This is a genomic window from Sphingobacterium sp. JUb20 (assembly GCF_004342035.1).
In the GTDB taxonomy this organism is placed as follows: Bacteria; Bacteroidota; Bacteroidia; order Sphingobacteriales; family Sphingobacteriaceae; genus Sphingobacterium; species Sphingobacterium anhuiense.
In genome coordinates this window covers 118,043-136,085 of the sequence record NZ_SLYV01000016.1, presented here as the reverse complement: position 1 = coordinate 136,085, position 18,043 = coordinate 118,043, and the positions used below count along the sequence as shown (strand labels likewise).

18 protein-coding genes are annotated in these 18,043 nt (G+C 38.4%); 5 read left to right on the top strand and 13 right to left on the bottom strand.

All coding sequences use genetic code 11. From position 1 onward, the window contains the following. Nucleotides 1-229: 229 nt before the first annotated feature. The 8 genes from EDF66_RS22845 to EDF66_RS22810 form a co-directional block, all read right to left on the bottom strand. Nucleotides 230-820: a hypothetical protein gene (locus tag EDF66_RS22845; protein WP_132845351.1), complete on the bottom strand. Its 591-nt coding sequence runs from the start codon at nt 818-820 to the stop codon at nt 230-232. A 56-nt stretch (nt 821-876) separates the two neighbouring features. Continuing rightward, nucleotides 877-2,163, bottom strand: a complete 1,287-nt coding sequence (locus EDF66_RS26280) for a DUF4375 domain-containing protein (protein ID WP_207898748.1) — start codon at nt 2,161-2,163, stop codon at nt 877-879. Nucleotides 2,164-2,201: 38 nt separating this feature from the next. Next, nucleotides 2,202-3,506, bottom strand: coding sequence for a DUF2931 family protein (locus EDF66_RS22835; RefSeq protein ID WP_132845349.1), 1,305 nt, complete (start codon nt 3,504-3,506; stop codon nt 2,202-2,204). Nucleotides 3,507-3,726: 220 nt separating this feature from the next. Next, nucleotides 3,727-4,674, bottom strand: coding sequence for a nitrilase family protein (locus EDF66_RS22830; RefSeq protein ID WP_132845348.1), 948 nt, complete (start codon nt 4,672-4,674; stop codon nt 3,727-3,729). A gap of 85 nt (nt 4,675-4,759) precedes the next feature. Continuing rightward, a complete protein-coding gene (locus tag EDF66_RS22825) occupies nt 4,760-5,566 on the bottom strand; it encodes a helix-turn-helix domain-containing protein (RefSeq protein WP_132845347.1) in 807 nt (268 codons plus the stop codon). 53 nt (nt 5,567-5,619) lie between these two features. Next, nucleotides 5,620-6,369: a hypothetical protein gene (locus EDF66_RS22820; protein ID WP_132845345.1), complete on the bottom strand. Its 750-nt coding sequence runs from the start codon at nt 6,367-6,369 to the stop codon at nt 5,620-5,622. 119 nt (nt 6,370-6,488) lie between these two features. Beyond that, nucleotides 6,489-7,124 (bottom strand): hypothetical protein, encoded by a 636-nt coding sequence (locus EDF66_RS22815; RefSeq protein WP_132845344.1) that lies wholly within the window; start codon nt 7,122-7,124, stop codon nt 6,489-6,491. A 340-nt stretch (nt 7,125-7,464) separates the two neighbouring features. Then, nucleotides 7,465-9,639: a S41 family peptidase gene (locus EDF66_RS22810; RefSeq protein ID WP_132845343.1), complete on the bottom strand. Its 2,175-nt coding sequence runs from the start codon at nt 9,637-9,639 to the stop codon at nt 7,465-7,467. 374 nt (nt 9,640-10,013) lie between these two features. On the opposite strand from EDF66_RS22810, the gene EDF66_RS22805 reads away from it, so the two are divergent. Continuing rightward, on the top strand, nt 10,014-10,583 hold the full coding sequence (locus EDF66_RS22805) for a hypothetical protein (RefSeq protein WP_132845341.1): 570 nt from the start codon (nt 10,014-10,016) through the stop codon (nt 10,581-10,583). Nucleotides 10,584-10,640: 57 nt separating this feature from the next. Here the strand turns inward: EDF66_RS22805 and EDF66_RS22800 are convergent, their stop codons facing one another. Beyond that, the gene (locus EDF66_RS22800) at nt 10,641-11,204 is read right to left on the bottom strand and encodes an ExbD/TolR family protein (protein WP_243656120.1); all 564 of its coding nucleotides are present in this window, start codon (nt 11,202-11,204) and stop codon (nt 10,641-10,643) included. A gap of 336 nt (nt 11,205-11,540) precedes the next feature. Between EDF66_RS22800 and EDF66_RS22795 the strand changes: the two genes are divergently transcribed. The 4 genes from EDF66_RS22795 (at nt 11,541) to EDF66_RS22780 (ending at nt 14,199) form a co-directional block, all read left to right on the top strand. Further along, entirely contained in the window at nt 11,541-11,789 is a 249-nt protein-coding gene (locus EDF66_RS22795; protein WP_132845340.1) for a hypothetical protein, read from the top strand. Then, nucleotides 11,786-12,283, top strand: coding sequence for an RNA polymerase sigma factor (locus tag EDF66_RS22790; RefSeq protein WP_132845339.1), 498 nt, complete (start codon nt 11,786-11,788; stop codon nt 12,281-12,283). The genes EDF66_RS22795 and EDF66_RS22790 overlap by 4 nt, the downstream gene beginning before the upstream one ends. Nucleotides 12,284-12,295: 12 nt before the next feature. Continuing rightward, nucleotides 12,296-12,982, top strand: a complete 687-nt coding sequence (locus EDF66_RS22785) for a hypothetical protein (RefSeq protein ID WP_132845337.1) — start codon at nt 12,296-12,298, stop codon at nt 12,980-12,982. Between the two features lie 479 nt (nt 12,983-13,461). Then, nucleotides 13,462-14,199, top strand: coding sequence for a sulfite exporter TauE/SafE family protein (locus tag EDF66_RS22780; RefSeq protein WP_132845336.1), 738 nt, complete (start codon nt 13,462-13,464; stop codon nt 14,197-14,199). A 179-nt stretch (nt 14,200-14,378) separates the two neighbouring features. Here the strand turns inward: EDF66_RS22780 and EDF66_RS22775 are convergent, their stop codons facing one another. From EDF66_RS22775 to EDF66_RS22760, 4 genes are all read right to left on the bottom strand, one after another. Then, nucleotides 14,379-15,482, bottom strand: coding sequence for an L-dopachrome tautomerase-related protein (locus tag EDF66_RS22775; protein ID WP_132845335.1), 1,104 nt, complete (start codon nt 15,480-15,482; stop codon nt 14,379-14,381). Nucleotides 15,483-15,712: 230 nt separating this feature from the next. Further along, nucleotides 15,713-16,003: a DUF3861 domain-containing protein gene (locus EDF66_RS22770; RefSeq protein WP_021191612.1), complete on the bottom strand. Its 291-nt coding sequence runs from the start codon at nt 16,001-16,003 to the stop codon at nt 15,713-15,715. A 6-nt stretch (nt 16,004-16,009) separates the two neighbouring features. Continuing rightward, nucleotides 16,010-16,993, bottom strand: coding sequence for an aldo/keto reductase (locus EDF66_RS22765; RefSeq protein WP_132845333.1), 984 nt, complete (start codon nt 16,991-16,993; stop codon nt 16,010-16,012). Nucleotides 16,994-17,182: 189 nt separating this feature from the next. After that, on the bottom strand, nt 17,183-17,962 hold the full coding sequence (locus tag EDF66_RS22760) for a helix-turn-helix domain-containing protein (protein ID WP_132845332.1): 780 nt from the start codon (nt 17,960-17,962) through the stop codon (nt 17,183-17,185). Between the last annotated feature and the right edge of the window lie 81 nt (nt 17,963-18,043).

Below are 18,043 nucleotides of genomic sequence, written 5' to 3'. Positions count from 1 at the left end.
ACGGATTAATTTAAATGGAATGAGCCCGGTGGAATACCGAGCTCATTATATCAAAAACACTGCGTAAATTAGTCCAGCTTTTTGGGGTCAGTCCAAGATTGGCCTTTTTATTTCTTACCCTATCCCGAATGGATTCGGTCAGAGTGATCATTATGATAACTACAGATTCAGCTGATCGAGCATCAAAAATAATTCATTTTCTGTCTATGCACATGACATTGGTCAAAAGTTACTCCTGTTGAATCCACTCAAATTTACCGTTATTCATGTAAATGATCCCACCACCACAAGCTTCTGCCTGGTGGATAAAAACACCATCATGCGGTAATTTAATTTTATCCTTTTCATCAACCTCATCTTCTGTCATAATTTCACCTTCATCACTAACATTATTATAATAGATCTCTCCTCTCGGCACTTTTTCAAAAATACCGACCCAGTCAATATCATCAAATCCCTGACCTAAAATATCCTGTCCCATTCCTAGATAGGTAGTTTTTTTGTTGCCGAAAGACACTTTAAGACCATATTTATTGTTCATCGTATTTTGAACGATATGCACCGTATCCAAACGGCTGTCGCCATCCATATCACAGACAACAACATTGGGATCATGTTTTTTAGAAATCACGATGGTATCAGGCAATACCGTTCTTTTATCTGCCTGCATAACCAGAGAATCACGTATAACGAAATTGCTGTCCTGATCCGCACTTCTATTTTGTACGGTATCTGTAGCTCTATTTTGGCAACTGCACACCGTCAACGTTATACCAGATAACAAAACAAACAGTCCCAACCAGTTTATATTTCTCACCATAGCTCCATGATTTCAATTTCTATTAACGATTACGAAGTATAAAATTATCGGATTACTTAGCTGCCGCAAGCAATATAATACGTCGGCACACCATCCACTTCAGTAGGTTCTTCAGCAATACCCTCGAAAAATACATGGTCGCCAAGTTCCTTATTTGTCTGTTGATTATGTGCCTTCATCAAAAATTCCAAAGCACTGAAATTCTCACCATTATCTGCTTTAAACTGAGCTACAATTTCGACCTGATATCCTTCATCATCGGCCTCCCCATCAAAAATATCCTCATCTTCCGAAATTAGACGTTCATTCTCCAGCAAATCCGATGGTTTCATGATCCAGGCTTCATATTGAATCTGCACCGCTGAGGCGTCAAGCACGAGCTCATTCGGATTCCATCGCTCGGCCGACCCGAAAATATCTTTTTGGTATTGCATCACCTCCTCATCAAATAGTGCTGCATCTGTGTACGCTTCCGATGAAAAAGACCAGGCAATCTGATTTAAAGTCGATTTACGTTCCGTATTTCCTTCATTATTATCCATTAAATCCGCGTAAACTGTAAAAGTCTTTTCAATAATCTGATCTTTATTATCCCAGTACTGTAGATCCAGGACCTCAGAAATTTCATGCTGTTCAGCATCCGTTAGATAATTCGGAATATCCCACAACTTCTCTATTTCTTTATTATCCTCCAGATGTTCAATAATTTCATATTGCTTTTGTATAATAGCTAATGACTCCGTTGCTTTTAAGCGCATCAATGCCCTTACCGCATGGCCATAACATGCCGTTCCCCAATTACAGAAAAACTGCAGAAAACCGCCATTATACATATCCATTTCAAGTTTCCAAAGCGCCGCCAATTCCTGTTCGTGCTCTGAAAGGGCATTCCAATCATTCTCATTATTGCTGAGCTTATCAACAAATTGTGAGGTAAAATCAAACCATTTTTTATCCAGATCAGCGCCATCATTTGCTGGAGATTGCTCCATTTTATTTTTCAGCTCCTGAACACACCATTCCTCAAAATTCTTAGCCGTGCTATCCCCTAACGCTGCACTTTTTTGAAAATAAGGCAATGCCTTCTCATATTCCTTACCGTAGTAGTAAGCATAGCCCACCCTAAAATTCCACAAGGGATCTTCCGCTCCTGCCGTACTTTCCGACAGTAAAATATCAAGCGCTTTTCCGTAATCCGAAATATTATTATACGCCCGTCCCAGCATATTTTTCAACGTATAGGTTAATTCCGATGCCGGCAGTTGTTCAAGCGTCTCAATAATTTGACGGTGCTTACTTTTCTCATGCCATAGATTGAGCTGTTCAATTAATTTATCGTCCATTTTTTAGTTTTAATCATTACCGTTAATACGATCAAATTTTAGTCCGCTTTTAATTTTAACGGAAGCTCTTCCAAATTATTTTTAGCCGTTATCTTTTCTATTTCACCTTGCTTATTAATTTTACAGGTAACAACTACTGTTATTTTCTGTTTACTCATCGTAAGCTTCTCAAACACACTAAACGTATTTTCCTCATCTAAAGCAACATAATCACGCTTTGTTTTACCATCAGGTCCAGTCGAAGTTAAAAACAAAGAAGAAGGTAAAGCATGCACTGGAAAATCCTGTTCGGGCAATAGACTGTCGATGATGGTCACCTGCTCACCATTGAAAAATTCAACTTCCACCTCCGGATTAACCAAATCAGCATCCTTCACAAACTGAAGACGCCAGGCATAGGGTTTGCGATATTTTTTGCGCCATTTATCATATGCCTGAAGATTATCAGCATTATGTGTCTGCTCAAGCCAGTCTTTTGATGCACGAAGTCTTCCCAATTCCTCCTGGATCATCTGACGTTGACCAAGTTCAATCTCCGTACTATCTATTTTTTGTGCCTGATAAAAACTCACTTCGACAGCATTTCCCCAATTTCCGCCAACCCATAACGCTGCATCTCCTCCCGGTGCCAATCCGACAATAATTTCATCATAAGTCCGATGGAATACGCCATTATGATTCTTCGCTTCAAAACCCTTCTTAAACAGGCCACTTATTTTTTCTTTATCCAGAGCCACATTGAGTTTATAATAACAATCTTCCACAACAGAATACCAGGAAAGACGCAAGCTGTCCGGCATCACCAGAGCACCCTGATCCGAACTCATAAAAGTAGACGTACCTATCCCCCAGCGACTATCGTAAAATTTATTGTCAATATCCGGAAAAGCATTATTTCTACTCCACGATTCAATAAAAAAACGACCTTCCACCACACGAACCGGATAGCCTTCAGGATTGGATATTGCAGGTTCCCATTCGTATTTTTCAGAATTGCGCCATTTCCGCTCAACCGTCATTTCAGACCGGGAAACCGTCGTATGCTTAAGAATAAGTACGATATTCGCAATCACGGCAATCAAACAGTAGATACCGATGATCCACATTTGCTTGACGGTCAATTCTTGGCCCTTTGTACCGGTGCCACAAATGATCAGCAGCACAATAAAGTGGAGTATAAACTGAGACAGTAGAATCAGAATCCCTAACAGGTTGGCAAAACTAGCCCATATACCATGCGTTTCAAATGCAACACCATCCCCCAGAAAGAGATAAAACAAAAAACCAAAGCCCGTAAGCGCACCAGCTATTAGCAGGATTTTATGGAGGTGTATTAAAGTCATGCTGTTCTTATCTTGATGAGCGGTATTGAAAGATTAAAGTCTTAAATATAAATTGGTATTAGCGGCAATAGCCAGTACTCAAATATACACAACTCCTCTTGATTTCAAAATCGCAAAAAACGGTACCCAAGCATGTTTTAAACATCCTGGATACCGTCCCTTAATCAGCCAGTCTTAAAAATAGGTGTCACTGACAATTTCTTAATTGCGAATAGCCCAGCTACTTATCCAGCCACACCACCTTTTGCTCACTCACATGTTCTTTTCCTAAAATATCTCGGTACAGGCCAGACTTCCTTGCCTTGATATATCGGTATCCGCCCGCTTTCACCAACTTATCGGCAGTTAGTTCCGCTACACAGATTTCATTATCCAATGAACGGCATTCCGCCATAATATCACCATAAGGATCGATAATCATCGCACAGCCATTCTTCAACTGATCGTCATCCATACCGATAGGATTTGAAAAAACAGCATATATGGCATTGTCATAGGCACGTGCAGGTAACCATTTCATCAGCCAGCTGCGGCCTTTCAACCCGTCAAACTCTTCCCGAAGTAACGTAGCATTTTCTTCTTTATTTTCCCATAATTTGGCATCTACAAATCCAGCACCTGGACGTGTTGAAGGTGTACACATGGTTACATGCGGCATAAAGATCACCTGCGCACCAAGTAAAGTCGTCGCTCGAACATTTTCAATTATATTATTATCATAACAGATTAAGACCCCACATTTCCAGCCCTTGATCTCAAAAACGGTATAAGCTGTTCCCGGAGAAAGATGCAGATTGATAAAGGGATGCAGCTTTCGGTGTTTCGCGATCAGACCTGTTTCATCAACACAGATATACGCTTTAAAAAGATTACCGGCAATATCTTTTTCAAAAAGGCCGGCCAAGATGGTCATTTTATATTCTTTAGCGATTGCTGTTAATGCGTTTACTGATGGACCATCAGGGATCAGCTCCGCGAGCTCCAGCATTTCCTCACGGGAAAGGTTGCGGGCAAAGGTATAACCGGTAATCGAACATTCATGAAAAGCAACCACATCAGCTCCCTGTTCTGCCGCTTCAGCAGTAAGCTTTTTGATCAGGTCAAGATTATAAACCTTATCTCCACTTCGATTTTCAAACTGTACACTGGCAATTTTTAAGTTTTCCATTGATTTCTAATTTTTTAAAACCATTAATGATTCAAAATTAGCGGGACGAACACACAATAAATTGGAAAAAACCGACAATATCGTTTTACAGCACCTGCATCAGGTTGATCGCAAGAAGATGATCATGATGGCGATACTGCATCGGGGTAACCCCTGCCTGACGCTTGAAACAATTATTCAGATGCGCCTGATCATAATAGCCACAGGCATATACAACCTGAGAAAGGTTAATATCTGAAGAAGATTTTTGCAATGATTTGAGAAAATGCTGGAACTTGATAACATCTATAAATTTCTTAGGAGCGATTCCGATCTGTTCCTTAAACTTCCGCTCCAATTGCCGTTCCGTTACCGGCAGTTTTTGGATCAGGTCAGCAACAGCAATCATTCCGTTTGCTTGATAAATCAAATCTAAAGCCCCATGCATAAGACCATCTTGCTTTTGAAACCGATTCACGCGGCATATCAACAGCTTTTCGATCGCTTTTATCGCTTCAGACGGGCTTTTAGAACTCAATACCTGCTCCTCCATATCACTTCCCTCCTGACCAAAAACAGTACGCAAAGGTGTAATGGTATTGTTCAATTCATAAGCAGATAAGTTCGTCAGCGCATGCAGACCATGTGGATGGAGAACAACAATCAACATATCCAATTTTCCGACCGACTTGATATCATTAAAATGTGTCATCTGTCCATAAAGAAAACTATGCGGCTGTTTACTTCCCGATTCACAAGCATTCACCTGTAAGAAAGGATCTTTAAAGTGAAAGACCAAACCCGGATTGCCATCCGAAAACAAGCGATAATCGGCATACCCATCATGATCATGCTTTATGATGAGGTAGTGTTTTACAATAGCGGAAAGCATCAATGACGGATAAAGCTGCATAATCTCAATAGATAATTTAACAAAGGTATGAAAGATCTATCTGGCAAAAGAATTTACCTCTTTAAAGCAAATTCTTTCCACCAAAAAGTATTTGGTATCGTCAAAATAAGTATAATAGCAAAGATCCACAACACGATAAACCAAAAATAAGCGCTCAAAAAAAAATCATATTTCGACTTTATTATTTCCAAAAGCAGCCTGATAGTTGGAATAATAAGCGGAACTAAAATAACTCCAGCTAAACCAAAACCTGATCCAAATTGACTGAAAAATACAAATATCACTGGACTTAGGGCGATTGTACTGATCAGAATAATGGATATAGTATTCAAACGAATACTAGGTTTATTGTCCATACCAAAAAGATAATAAGTATCTCCACTATTTATATAAAAACTGCGACTAATATGACCGATATATAACAGTAATTTGAACATGTAGAAAAATAAAAAGATAGTAGACAGTACGGCTATAAACAGCATTGTTACGGCCTCCTGTTCTGAACTCACAACTTCCATTGCGACAAGCTCTTCTACCATAGGAAAAAGCGTTATTACAAAAATTGGTACGAGGTAATAGGTGATCCCCCTCAGTTTTACAGCAGCTTCATTCTTCTCGTTTTTCAGCAATATACTCTGAATAAGCAACGATAAGATCCAGAGCAATAATGCGATAACATGAATTTTTAAAAATATATCAATCTGAATGACACTTACAAAAAAATCAGATTTCCAGAATATAGAAAACAATATGACGACTTCAAGTATAAAGAGTGTCATGAGTAACTTTAAATTTATTTTCATAAAATAAGGTTCAAAATTTTATTTAATATCTGTATACATCATATTTAAAAAAGAGAAGAAAGCACCACCAAAATTCTTTAAAACACGAGCAATTCGCGTATCCCAGATAAGATCACATATTAATCAATTTGTGTATTAGGAAGAAACACCTTCGGATCAAAACCTTCCAGATAATCAATTTTCCAGATACCGTTAGCTAACACAGCCTTCGTTTTGTAATTAAAGCCATCTCCCCACGACCAGTTGAAAGTGGCCAGATTATTGGCAAAATTTGTATCTCTTAATATGATCTTTTCCCAGAAATTATCTGGATTATCCTGACAGTTGCACCAGGGATTTGCTCCGTTACCAAATGGCGGAAGTTCACCCACATACCATACCCACGATTTGTTTCGGAGTTTCTCGTCGATGATCAAGCCTATTTTATCATAATTGGAAATAAACTGATCCGTGAATAGATTTGTTGCCCGCAGTTCGTTGATTCTCTTTTTATGTATTTCCAGATCAAGTCCCGCATAAACACTATCCGTCTCTTTCAGTTGCAACGGTTCAAAATCCACATGAGTGCTCTTTGTTTCATTCCATTTATACAGTTCTTTTACTTTATCATTTAAGTCCCCTATCAAGTCGATCCCGTTACTTGTCCGGGCTGTTTCCTGTTCTTTTCCTTTTGATGCCACAGCATTCCCATGCTGGTTACAGGCAGAAAAGAGCACTAATGCAAGTAATATGGTGGTTAATTTCAAATATTTCATGTTTATGATCAACTTCATTAAGGTTTTCTATATAACGATCCTTTAAGTTCTTTAGTAGAACATCAAATAGTTAATTGCTGTGCTAAAATTAACATATTTCGCTATAAAACATACGTGCTATTAAGTTTTAATAAAATAAACCATTAAACCTATGACAATAACTAATCTGCCATCCTTACACGAGCATCTCGTCTAAAGATGACAGATTTATATATCCTGATTATGTTGATCAATTAAACAAATGACTAAATCCTATTTAAAACGAAACACTATAGTTTCCTAGTTCCCTCAAATCAATTTATCTAATACATCTTTTAACATGGCATGAGATTCCATGGATCTACTTGTTCAAATATTCCAAAGCAGCATTCAGAACTTCATCTTGCCCCGCTTTGATTCCTTTTATCGTTGGTGACACCAAGTGATCAACCTTTATACCAACACGTTGCGTTTTACTTTGGTCAGGATAATAAACACCAAGTCCTGTTATCGATGTTTTCAGATTGCCCGGTAAATCAATGTAACTCACATTTCCATCCGCACCGGCAGTTTGAGATCCAAAAACCTTTACACTTGGAGAAGTTTGATAAGCCATAACATGATATTCAGCCGAGCTTTGCGTATCTTCATTAACCAAGACTGCTATCTTACCTTTATAATAATCGTTTGTTTCCTTTCCTACCTGAAGTGCGGGACTCATAATAAATGTACCGGGCTGACTAAGATTTGTATTTGTAAAACGTACGAAGTCGGTGGGTTTCGGAAGCAATAATGCACCTAGTTTGAAGACCAAAAAATCTCTCGGGTAGTTTCTATTATCAATAACAACACCTTTAACTTTGCTCCATTCATCCATATTTTCCTCTAGCATCTTACTTGTCAACAAACTGTGCTTGATATACAGAATATTATTATCCAACATTTTATAGGCAACAGTATCCGTCTGTGGAGCTCTAAACTGATTCAACGGTACTGCAGGTACATTCACCTCCATTTCTCGACCATTACGGATTAGCTTTATCGCTACTAGATCACTATTACTCATCATTAATCGTGCTGCAAATTCCCGATTTGTTACTGCTTCATTCGGTGTTGCTATGTAAGTCCAGACAGAATCTTTAATCTCTCCTATCTTTTTATTTTCCTTACCCATCAATACATCACCTACTTGAAGCATATTGACACCATCATTGACAGCTAACAACCTGGTCACAACAGCCTTACCTTCCACGATGCGAATCTGTGCAGGAAGATGGTATGTACCATAATGGCTTTGCAACGCCTTTGGTCTACTCCACAATCCCGTATGAGCATCTTTAACCCGTGACAACATTTTCAAGACAGCTAATCCATAACTCTTATCATCACGGCTCAAAATCATTTCGGGTACAGATAATTTCAACACTTCATTCCAATTAGGTTCTGTAAGATCTTTATTCGGTGAAAAATATTCGACCATATTCCAGAAACGAAAGAGCGTCAATAAACGAAAACCCGCATCTGCAATTTGGATATTGTCATATTTCTTTTCATTATGAAAAAGTACATTACCTATCCCATTTGCAAAACTAAAATAGTGATGCTTATCAAAATTAGTGTAACGAATACGCTTCAACTTATCTTTCAAATCCTTTTTGAAAGATAGTTTATCGATCCAGGAATAGTCTACTTCGTATATCATGTGCTCCATTTTAGGTTTCGGGTAGTCCTGTGTTGTACCCAAACTATCCAAAAGAGTTGCATAGTAAGCTTCCACGGTTTGATTATCCTGAGCTGTAATAACAGCATGAATAGATTTAAATAGGTATTGATCCCAATCCAGCTTACCTTGTGCTACAGCTGGATGTCTATATTTCAGAAAACCCCAAATTCTTCCCAGATCAACTAACCTCTGATCGATTTCAGGACTATTATTGAAATCTGTAATACCTGATTCAACTGGATCTTTTTTTGCAAATGGAACAAACTTGCCGGTTTCTTTAGTGATATCCTTTCCGTCTACGGTAACGATAACATCATCGAACCAGACCTTCCCTTCACCTGAAAGGAAGAATGCCAAAGAAATACCTTCAGTCTTATCCGGGTTTAACTTTGCCGTCACCGTAAAGTTTTCCCAATCTTTTGTACCCCTCACTTCGCGCTTTGCCATATTGTCGAAAAAGATTTCCGGATCTATTCTTAACATAACGTTTACCACAGAACTGGCGGTTACATTTTCACGCTTAATCATGACAGACAAACGAATGGAATCACCCTTTAAATTGGAAGGAAGTCCCACCATAACACCTCCAAAACCATTGCTTTTTTTAAGGCTTTCCACTCTTAAAGAGCCTTTCCCTTTATAATACACATCGTGATCAATAACCGTTTTAAAAACAGTACTGTCACCGAGCCTATACCAAGGGCGAGCAATTGGTGTCTCGAAAGAAAAATTAAAACGTTCCTGGCTCCGGGCAGGAAAAACCAAGCTCAGGAAAAAGACAGCAAATAAAATTGCTAATGAGGTTTGTTTCATAATTTAAATTTGCATTAAATTAATAAATTATATCATATTTAACAACATTTAATTGCTTACTTGGCATTTAAATAAAATATTACAAATAATTGTTTTTACAAAATTGATAAAATTGACCGAATGAAAATTCCCTTAATATGGATAAATGCATAATGAATATGCATTTAAAAAGGCATTAACACGAATAAACCAAATCATACTAACATAAAAATTAACTTTGGTTTCAAAAATTACATGATATCGTAATGGAGATAAGATCAAAATTATGAGCAAGTTCATCCTTCAAAAACTTCCCTTAAAAATTAACATATTTCACTATAAATAACTACCTTCAAGAAAGATTAAATCAAATAGAGCCTGTTAACAATAAAAATATGATGAAACAACTAGCTATACTCCTTATACTAGGATTCAGTATGGGTACAGCCGATGCACAGATTACCAGCATTTCGGTCAATAAAGCCAATTTTGAACAATCTGGTTTTCCCTTCAAAGGAAAAAGAGTGCTACAGGTAGAGCATATCACCACAGCAAATGAAGATAATTTTATCGTATTCTCTAAAGAACAACGGAATGCAGATCCCGATCACCTCTATATCCAGCAGTTTCAAAAAAATAACGACAAATGGACTGTTGTTGCCGAAGACCATGTCTCAGAAAAAGATATCGTCACTTCCGTCTGGGATGCCCGCAAAGCTTTTTTTGATGCCGATAAAGATGGAAAACTAGATGCTATTTTTGTCTATTCACGACACCCAAAAGGTGATATGGATAAACAGCTTAGCTGCATCGCTCTTGTACTCTACAACAAACAGTTTTACAGATTACAGGCAGATCAAGCAGATGGCTACCAAAAGACGACCTATTCGGATAATTACAGTCAGTTGCCTGAAGTGATCAAAGCACAGGTAACACAATTCTGGGAAAAACTAGATAAAGATTAAAAACATAGCGCTACGTCTGTATCGGACGAAGCGCTATGCAGAAATTTCAAAAATAAATTATAGAGAAGCTAAGACCATCTTTTCTTCATCTGCCCCTATTTTACTGATGGTATAGCGTTTAATATCGACATGCTTCATTTCGTCCAGCGCCTGTACCACATCCACCGCCCGTGCTTCCTTACTTGGTTTGATCAATACGATCATATCCTTGCCATCCGCCTTTGCAGGGATCTCCAATTTCATGCGATCCAATACTTTTCTTATCCCATTCTTACTGAGGTCAGTGAATTCCGGTTTCGAGATCGGATGGTTAAAATCGCCATGATACCACATCAATCCTTTATCGGTTAACAGCAGCGATACCACACGCCTTTCATCCAATAATATCGGTTCATGCCCAGATTTATCAGGCATTGCGATATCTAGACGATGAGGTTTATTTAATGTTGTCGTCAGCATAAAAAAAGTGATCAATAAGAATGCAAGATCCACCATTGCTGTCAGATCGACTTTAGGAGCCAGTTTTTTACTTCTGATTTTCTTTTTACCTGCTTCCGGTTGTTTTTGATTTAGCTCTGCCATGATGTTCTCGATTAAATGATAGAATTGGTTAATACTCATCTTTAAGATGCCAGCATCAATCATATTCCATATTATTTTTCAATAAAAAAGATGCATGATCAATGTTCCTCATCCAGTACTCCGAATGTCTTAAGCTTATTCATTTACGTAAATCACAGCATTTCAGTGGGCAAAACATCCTAAAATCAACTAATCCACGCGCTGATCACTACTACCCAAACACCCGATTGGTCACCCCATGCGGCTGCGATTGAAGTGTTTTATACAATCTACAGTCAAAATTAGCCGAAAAGAAAAATATTTGGTGTACAACTGTGATTTTTTGACACGCACTGCGAATAATTAAGGAAATAAGTTTAATTAATATTTTTAACAATGGAATTTTCAATAACTGTTGCCACTTTAAATCGTATGCTACCGAAGCGGGTAGCACCTGTTTTCCATCATTGGAAACCGTACTTTCAGGCTACTAACATCCAGCTTTTCTGGTCGAGCATAGCAAAGTTCATTTTAGCAAACATTTCTGCGCAAAGCCTTATTATGGATAAAGCAAGAGATAAACACATCAGGTATAACCCAACAACTTTACGTAAAATTAAGAGTTGGCATGCGCACTTATCATGAACAAGCAGGAACAAAAAGAATTCTTTCAGCAAATAATTGAACAGCACAAAGGAATTTTGTTCAAAGTTGCCCGTGTGTATTGCCATGACGAGCATAACAGGGATGATCTGATGCAGGAAATGATGATACAGATCTGGCAATCTGTTCCGAGATATAAAGAGCAGTTTAAAATATCAACCTGGTTATACCGTATCTCACTCAATGTCGCGATTTCCTTTTATCGGAAAAACACAACGAGGGCAAACCGATTCAAGGTTCTCAATGAGCAGACATCAGATTTATACAAGGAAGAAAAAGTAGAAACAGAACAGCAGCTTGACTTATTAGAACAGTTTATCAGCGAATTGAGAGAATTGGACAAAGCCCTTATATTGATGTATCTGGAAGACAAAAGCCATCACGAGATGGCAGAGATTTTAGGGCTATCCGTCAGCAATATAGGAACAAAAATAGGACGCATCAAGGATAAATTAAAAACAAAGTTTTCACAATAAAACCATAAAGAAATGAACGAGTTAGAATTAAAAAAGCTTTGGCAAACGGCACAGGAAAAGTTGGATACTAACCTGGCTATCAGCACACAAAATACAGCAGCTATTACGCATATAAAAGTGGCGCATTTCCTATCATCAATGAAGCCGATCAAGCTTTTCACGATCTTAGTGGGGGTCGTCTGGGTCGGTCTTTTAGGAACAGTAGTCGTTTACTTATTCTTAAACGCTTTCCCTAAAACAAATCTCTTTTTTCTGTTTTCAGCTACGGTGCAAGTCATGCTGTCGGCCATTGCATTGATCACCTATAGCTACCAGCTTATCACCATTTATCAAGTCGATATCAGCGGCCCCATCTTAGAGACACAAAAGAAAATAGCTCATTTAAAATCAACCACCTTATGGGTCACCCGCTTACTTTTCTTACAGTTACCTGTCTGGACCACCTTTTATTGGAATGATAGCATGCTGGACAATGGAAGCTGGTTGTTATGGTTTTTACAAGGCAGCATAACCCTTGCATGCACTTATCTGTCCATTTGGCTTTTCATCAATATCAATTTTGAAAATAGGGATAAGAAATGGTTTCGATTTATTTTCAACGGCAATGATTGGACGCCCCTATTAAAGTCGATGGAACTTTTAGAACAGATTGATGCCTATCAAAATGACAATAAACCACAACAAAGTAACCTGAGCTAAACCCCCATCATACCCCACCATCCAGCTATTCGATCATGGTTATGCAATAAGATTTGTTCGCATTTTTCTTCATCTTTTTATTAAACCGAAAAGATGAAGAAAATAAACAAATAAACGACATTTAGCCACCAATTAACACCCCAAAACCGGCTATTATTTCGTATATTTATCGTTTAAGAATAATGCATCTTGAGGCCCTCAAAATAGACATTTAAACAACCTACACCCCCTATTTGCAGGCTGTTTTCACTGCGTTTTTTTTATCCTTGTAGATTATTCGCAGACGCAAAAAAATACTGCTGCGGTAACCTGAAAAATAAGGATATATTTTGATCCAAAGCAGTACATGAACACGGCTACAAAAAATTAAAAATAGGAACGGTTACTTGTCAATAGACCCTATTCGCAGGATACATTTCTTAAAAAATAAAACATTATAAGCTGTGCACATACGGCACTAATTAAAAAACAACATACAGATGGATATCATACTGATCAAAGTACTGGGTATAAATTTTATTGCAACATTAGTCAGATCGACATTTGGATTCGGCGAAGCCTTAATCGCAGTTCCGTTATTAAGTTTTATTCTGCCGCTCGATATCGCAGTTCCCATGTCCGTCATGTTATCCGTCGCCATTGCCTTATTGGTGGTCGTTCAGGATCACAAAAAAATAGATGTTAAAAGTGCCAAATACCTCGTACTTGCCGCATTGATCGGCCTGCCAGCCGGTTTGGGTATGCTGCTGTATGGCAATGATAAATGGATTAAAATCGGATTGGGAATATTACTAAATGCATATTCAGCCTATGCCTTAACTGCTAAAAACACACAGGCTAAAACAACAGATCATAACAGCTTATGGCTCTGGACCTGTGGTATAGCTTCAGGTGTATTGGGGGGAGCCTTCGGCATCAACGGTCCTCCGCTCGTTGTATACGGAAAAATCAAAGGCTGGAATCCCAGCGAATTTAGAGCAACCTTACAAGGTTATTTTTTACCTGTCAGCTTCATCAGCGTAGTCGGTTATTATTTTAAAGATCTCATCATAGAAGAAGTTGTCCTCTATTTCTTAAAATCAATACCCGTTATGATTCCGGCTATCTATATCGGCAGATGGTTAAACCACCGGATCGAACATAAAAAATTCTTTATATACGTGTACATCGGATTGATCATAATCGGCCTAGTCTGTATTATCAATACATTTATATAAACATTGTACAGTTATCTTTGGAGCGCTACAGACTGTTATTCTCGCATAATGTTCACCTGCATGACCTGCTTTTACGTAATACCGTATCCGTACAAATCGATATCCACAGCAAGAAAGCAGGAATCAATCTTATTGCGGTAAATTTTAATCAAGTTGTCACAATAAGATTGACTCCAGATCTAAGGTAATTGTACTTTGAAGACACGATACGGTAATTCCGTTCTGTTCTTTCCATTGCTCCAATTTGGATCCTGTGGAAGTTGAGCACAAGAAAAATACAGAAAGCCATCTGTTCCGATGCCTAGTGAATCTGGCCAGAGTAATCTTGAATCCTGTACTAAAGTATGCAACTGACCATCTGGACTTAAATACTTAATGGTATAGTCCAAGGAATTGGTTAAATAAATATTGCCCTTTTTATCGGCAATCAGTCCATGTGTCACACCCACATCCCCCATATCTTCAACTTTCGACTCCAATTCTTTCTCGGTCAAAGATTCATCGGTCAAATATTTCGTTTCGATGCGATATAAATGTGTTTTATTAATCGGTTTAAAATAAAAATATTTAAAATCATGCGTTAAAGCAATACCATTCACATTTGACATAAACGGTTTACCGTTTTTATCCCGCATTTCCACTCCATCATACACAAGTATAAGATCAGGATCGGCTAAAGTAAAAGATGTCTTTTCTAAAACTTGACGTGTTTTCCCTGTTGCTAAATCCAGTACAATAATTGCCGCTTGACCAGGATCTGATAGATAGGCTTTATTCTTTTGGACATCAACACGCACATCGTTCAAACCCGATTTAGATTTATTCAGATCATCAAAGCTAAAGCGCTTCTCAACTTGATTTGTCCGGGTATTGATTTTTAATAATTTGAACTGCCCTTCTGCAGCTTCGCCATTATCGCCAAAAATAGAACCTGATGGTGCAGGTTTCGAATCCAATACCCAAAGAAAATCATTCGCATCAACATATAAATCCTGGACGCTAACAAAATGCCCGGATTCTTCGCCCGGTTTATTCCATTCTTCATTCGGATAAGGAACACGCTCGCCGTTCACAATTTCTGTTAATCCGTACTGATAATCGGTATTTTGTTTCGGAAAAGCCACAAATAGCCGATTAGTAGTGTTTACACTTACGCCAATGGCCCGATATTTCCCAAAAGAAGCGGCTTCTATCAGCGCATCGCTACGGTATTGCTGAGCTATAGTATGATCCATAATTCCGAATAAAGTCAGAACAAAGACCATGTTATTGATCCATTTCATTATTTTAATCTATTTTAGTTTAAGTACGATCCAATAAGCATTACAACCGTGCGTAATGCAAAAAAGCGATAGCAAAGCAACTTCCAACATTTAATTTCCACTGATAGCAAATAGCTATTCCATAAAATCAAGAACTGTGCTAAGCACATCTTTTCTGTTTTATACAATTGGTATCGCGCAAGCTCAAAGGCATGTGATCACTGCTTTGCTATAGCCATTCCGCTATCCTTTTAACTACTTTTCAATTTCTTCATAAATTCTAAAATTGCCGGACGTAAATCCTCAAACAAAGGATTTTCTTTGTTTTTCAGCATAACTTCCGTAAACAATTTCAGTCCCAAAGCAAATTCAGTCGCTGTTTCCTTATTATCAAAAATCTGTTTCGAACTGATCACCTCAAAAATGTTGAACAGATCATCATGATTATCAAAATTTAAATGTAAAGATTTTGTTCCCGCATCCCCATTCTTCAGACTAACTTCTTTTAATTCTAATTGATAAGCATTATTTCTTTTTTCCATAGCTCTCTAAAAATTACTAACAAATTCATTAATGGTATCTATTTCTTCTTGGCTTAAATGGATCGCAATTGCCTGCGCATTTTGAACCGCTTGATCTGCATTTCTTGCTCCTGCCAAAGCAACAGTAATCCCCGCTCTTTCTATGGTCCATCGCAACACCAACTGGGCTAAGGTAGCATGATGCTCATCAGCAATCGGTTTTATTTTCGCCAGTAAGTCATTGGTCTTAGCAATAAATTCAGGCTGAAAATGCGGTAAATTTGCACGGTGGTCTCCTGGTTGAAATTGATAATCCGTTGTTATCTTACCTGTCAGTAACCCTCTTTGTAATGGACTATAAGCTAAAATCGATTTATTGTTCACCACACAGTAAGAAACGGTTTCCTCTTCAATACCTCGATTCACCATACTGAAAGGAACTTGATTAGATACCAATTTCAACGTTTTTTCAGCTTCCTCCATTTGTGAGGCACTATAATTACAGACACCGGCATAGCGCACCTTGCCCTGTTCAATCAAACGGCCTACGGCTTCAAACGTTTCACTTATTGCAGTTGTCGTATCGGGCCAGTGAATTTGATACAGATCAATATAATCTGTCCCTAGACGGCGTAAACTCTGTTCACATTCGTAAATAATACTGTCCTTCCCCGCAAACTTGTAGATATCGATCGCTTCACCCGCATTGTTTTTACTATGCATTGCTAAATTCCCCTCTGCCAGATCCCAACGCATGCCAAATTTGGTCAATAGCTGGACCTTATCCCGCGAAATTCCCTTAATCGCCTCACCGACGATTTCTTCACTCGTTCCCTGACCATAGATCGGTGCAGTATCGATAGCCGTTACACCGACATCATAAGAAGCTTTGATCGCTTCGATTGCATCGTTTCGATCCGTACTGCCCCACATCCAACCTCCAGCGGCCCACGCACCGAAAGTAATCGCTGAAATCTCTAAATCACTATCTCCTAATTTCCTGTATTCCATTGTTTTTTATATTTTATGTTCTAAAATTCTAATTCACTTGATCATATTTCTCACTTCAGTTTTCCGACCGGCTAAGGTCATACTCTTATAAAACAGTTAACTTGGGATGTTGTTTCCTGCTAACCTGAATATCGTCGTAGCTCAACTCAAAAAACGATCTGCCCAGCTGCCCACATATTAGAGCGAAACTTACATCGTTTTAAAATCAGTCGGACGCATATTGGTCAGCTGGGAAAATGTATTACTGAATGCCGAAATATTCGAGTAGCCCACTTCATAGGCAATTTCGGTAATCGTAAGATCCGTGTCCTTCATCAATTCCATCGCACGGATCACCCGGAGCATTTTCACATACTGCACAATAGAAATATGCAATTTGCTTTTGAACAACCGCGTTAAGGTCCTTACACTATAGCCAAAAGTTCTGGCAATGTCCTCCAGCGCCAAAGATTCACTTATTTTCGAACGTAAATAGTTCGTGATAGCATTCAGACGGGTGTCATCAGTAACCGGAAGCTGAATTGCAAATTTCTTCAGATGCTCCTTCGGCAACAGATTTTTCACCGTATTCAAAAACTCAAATTCCCAGGACCCCTGAAAAAAATCACCCTGCCATTTTTCACTGAAGACGAGCATTTCGGACAAGAGCTTACTCACCGGATAAATCCCCAGTTCATCGTAAAAACCAGCATCACCCTGACTGGGGTAGTAAAAATTGATAATTTGTAAATCCTTGGTATTGAACATCAGATTATGGGAAAAATGGCCCGGGATCCAGATATAATGATTAGAAGGAATATAATAGTCCCTTTCCTGAGTCTGCAGGTAAGCAATCCCACCGTAAACCAGTAAAAGCTGCCCCTTATCATGCTGATGGGCGAGCAATTGCTGTTCCGTCTGTTGACGAATCACCAAAATCGAATCGGGATGCTGATCGATATTCTTAATGAGCTGCTTCAAAAGATCCATATGGCCCAATTTAACAAACTTTAGGCTAATTATATAAAACACCTCCTCTTTTCTTCCGATAATTTTGCACAAAGATTATTA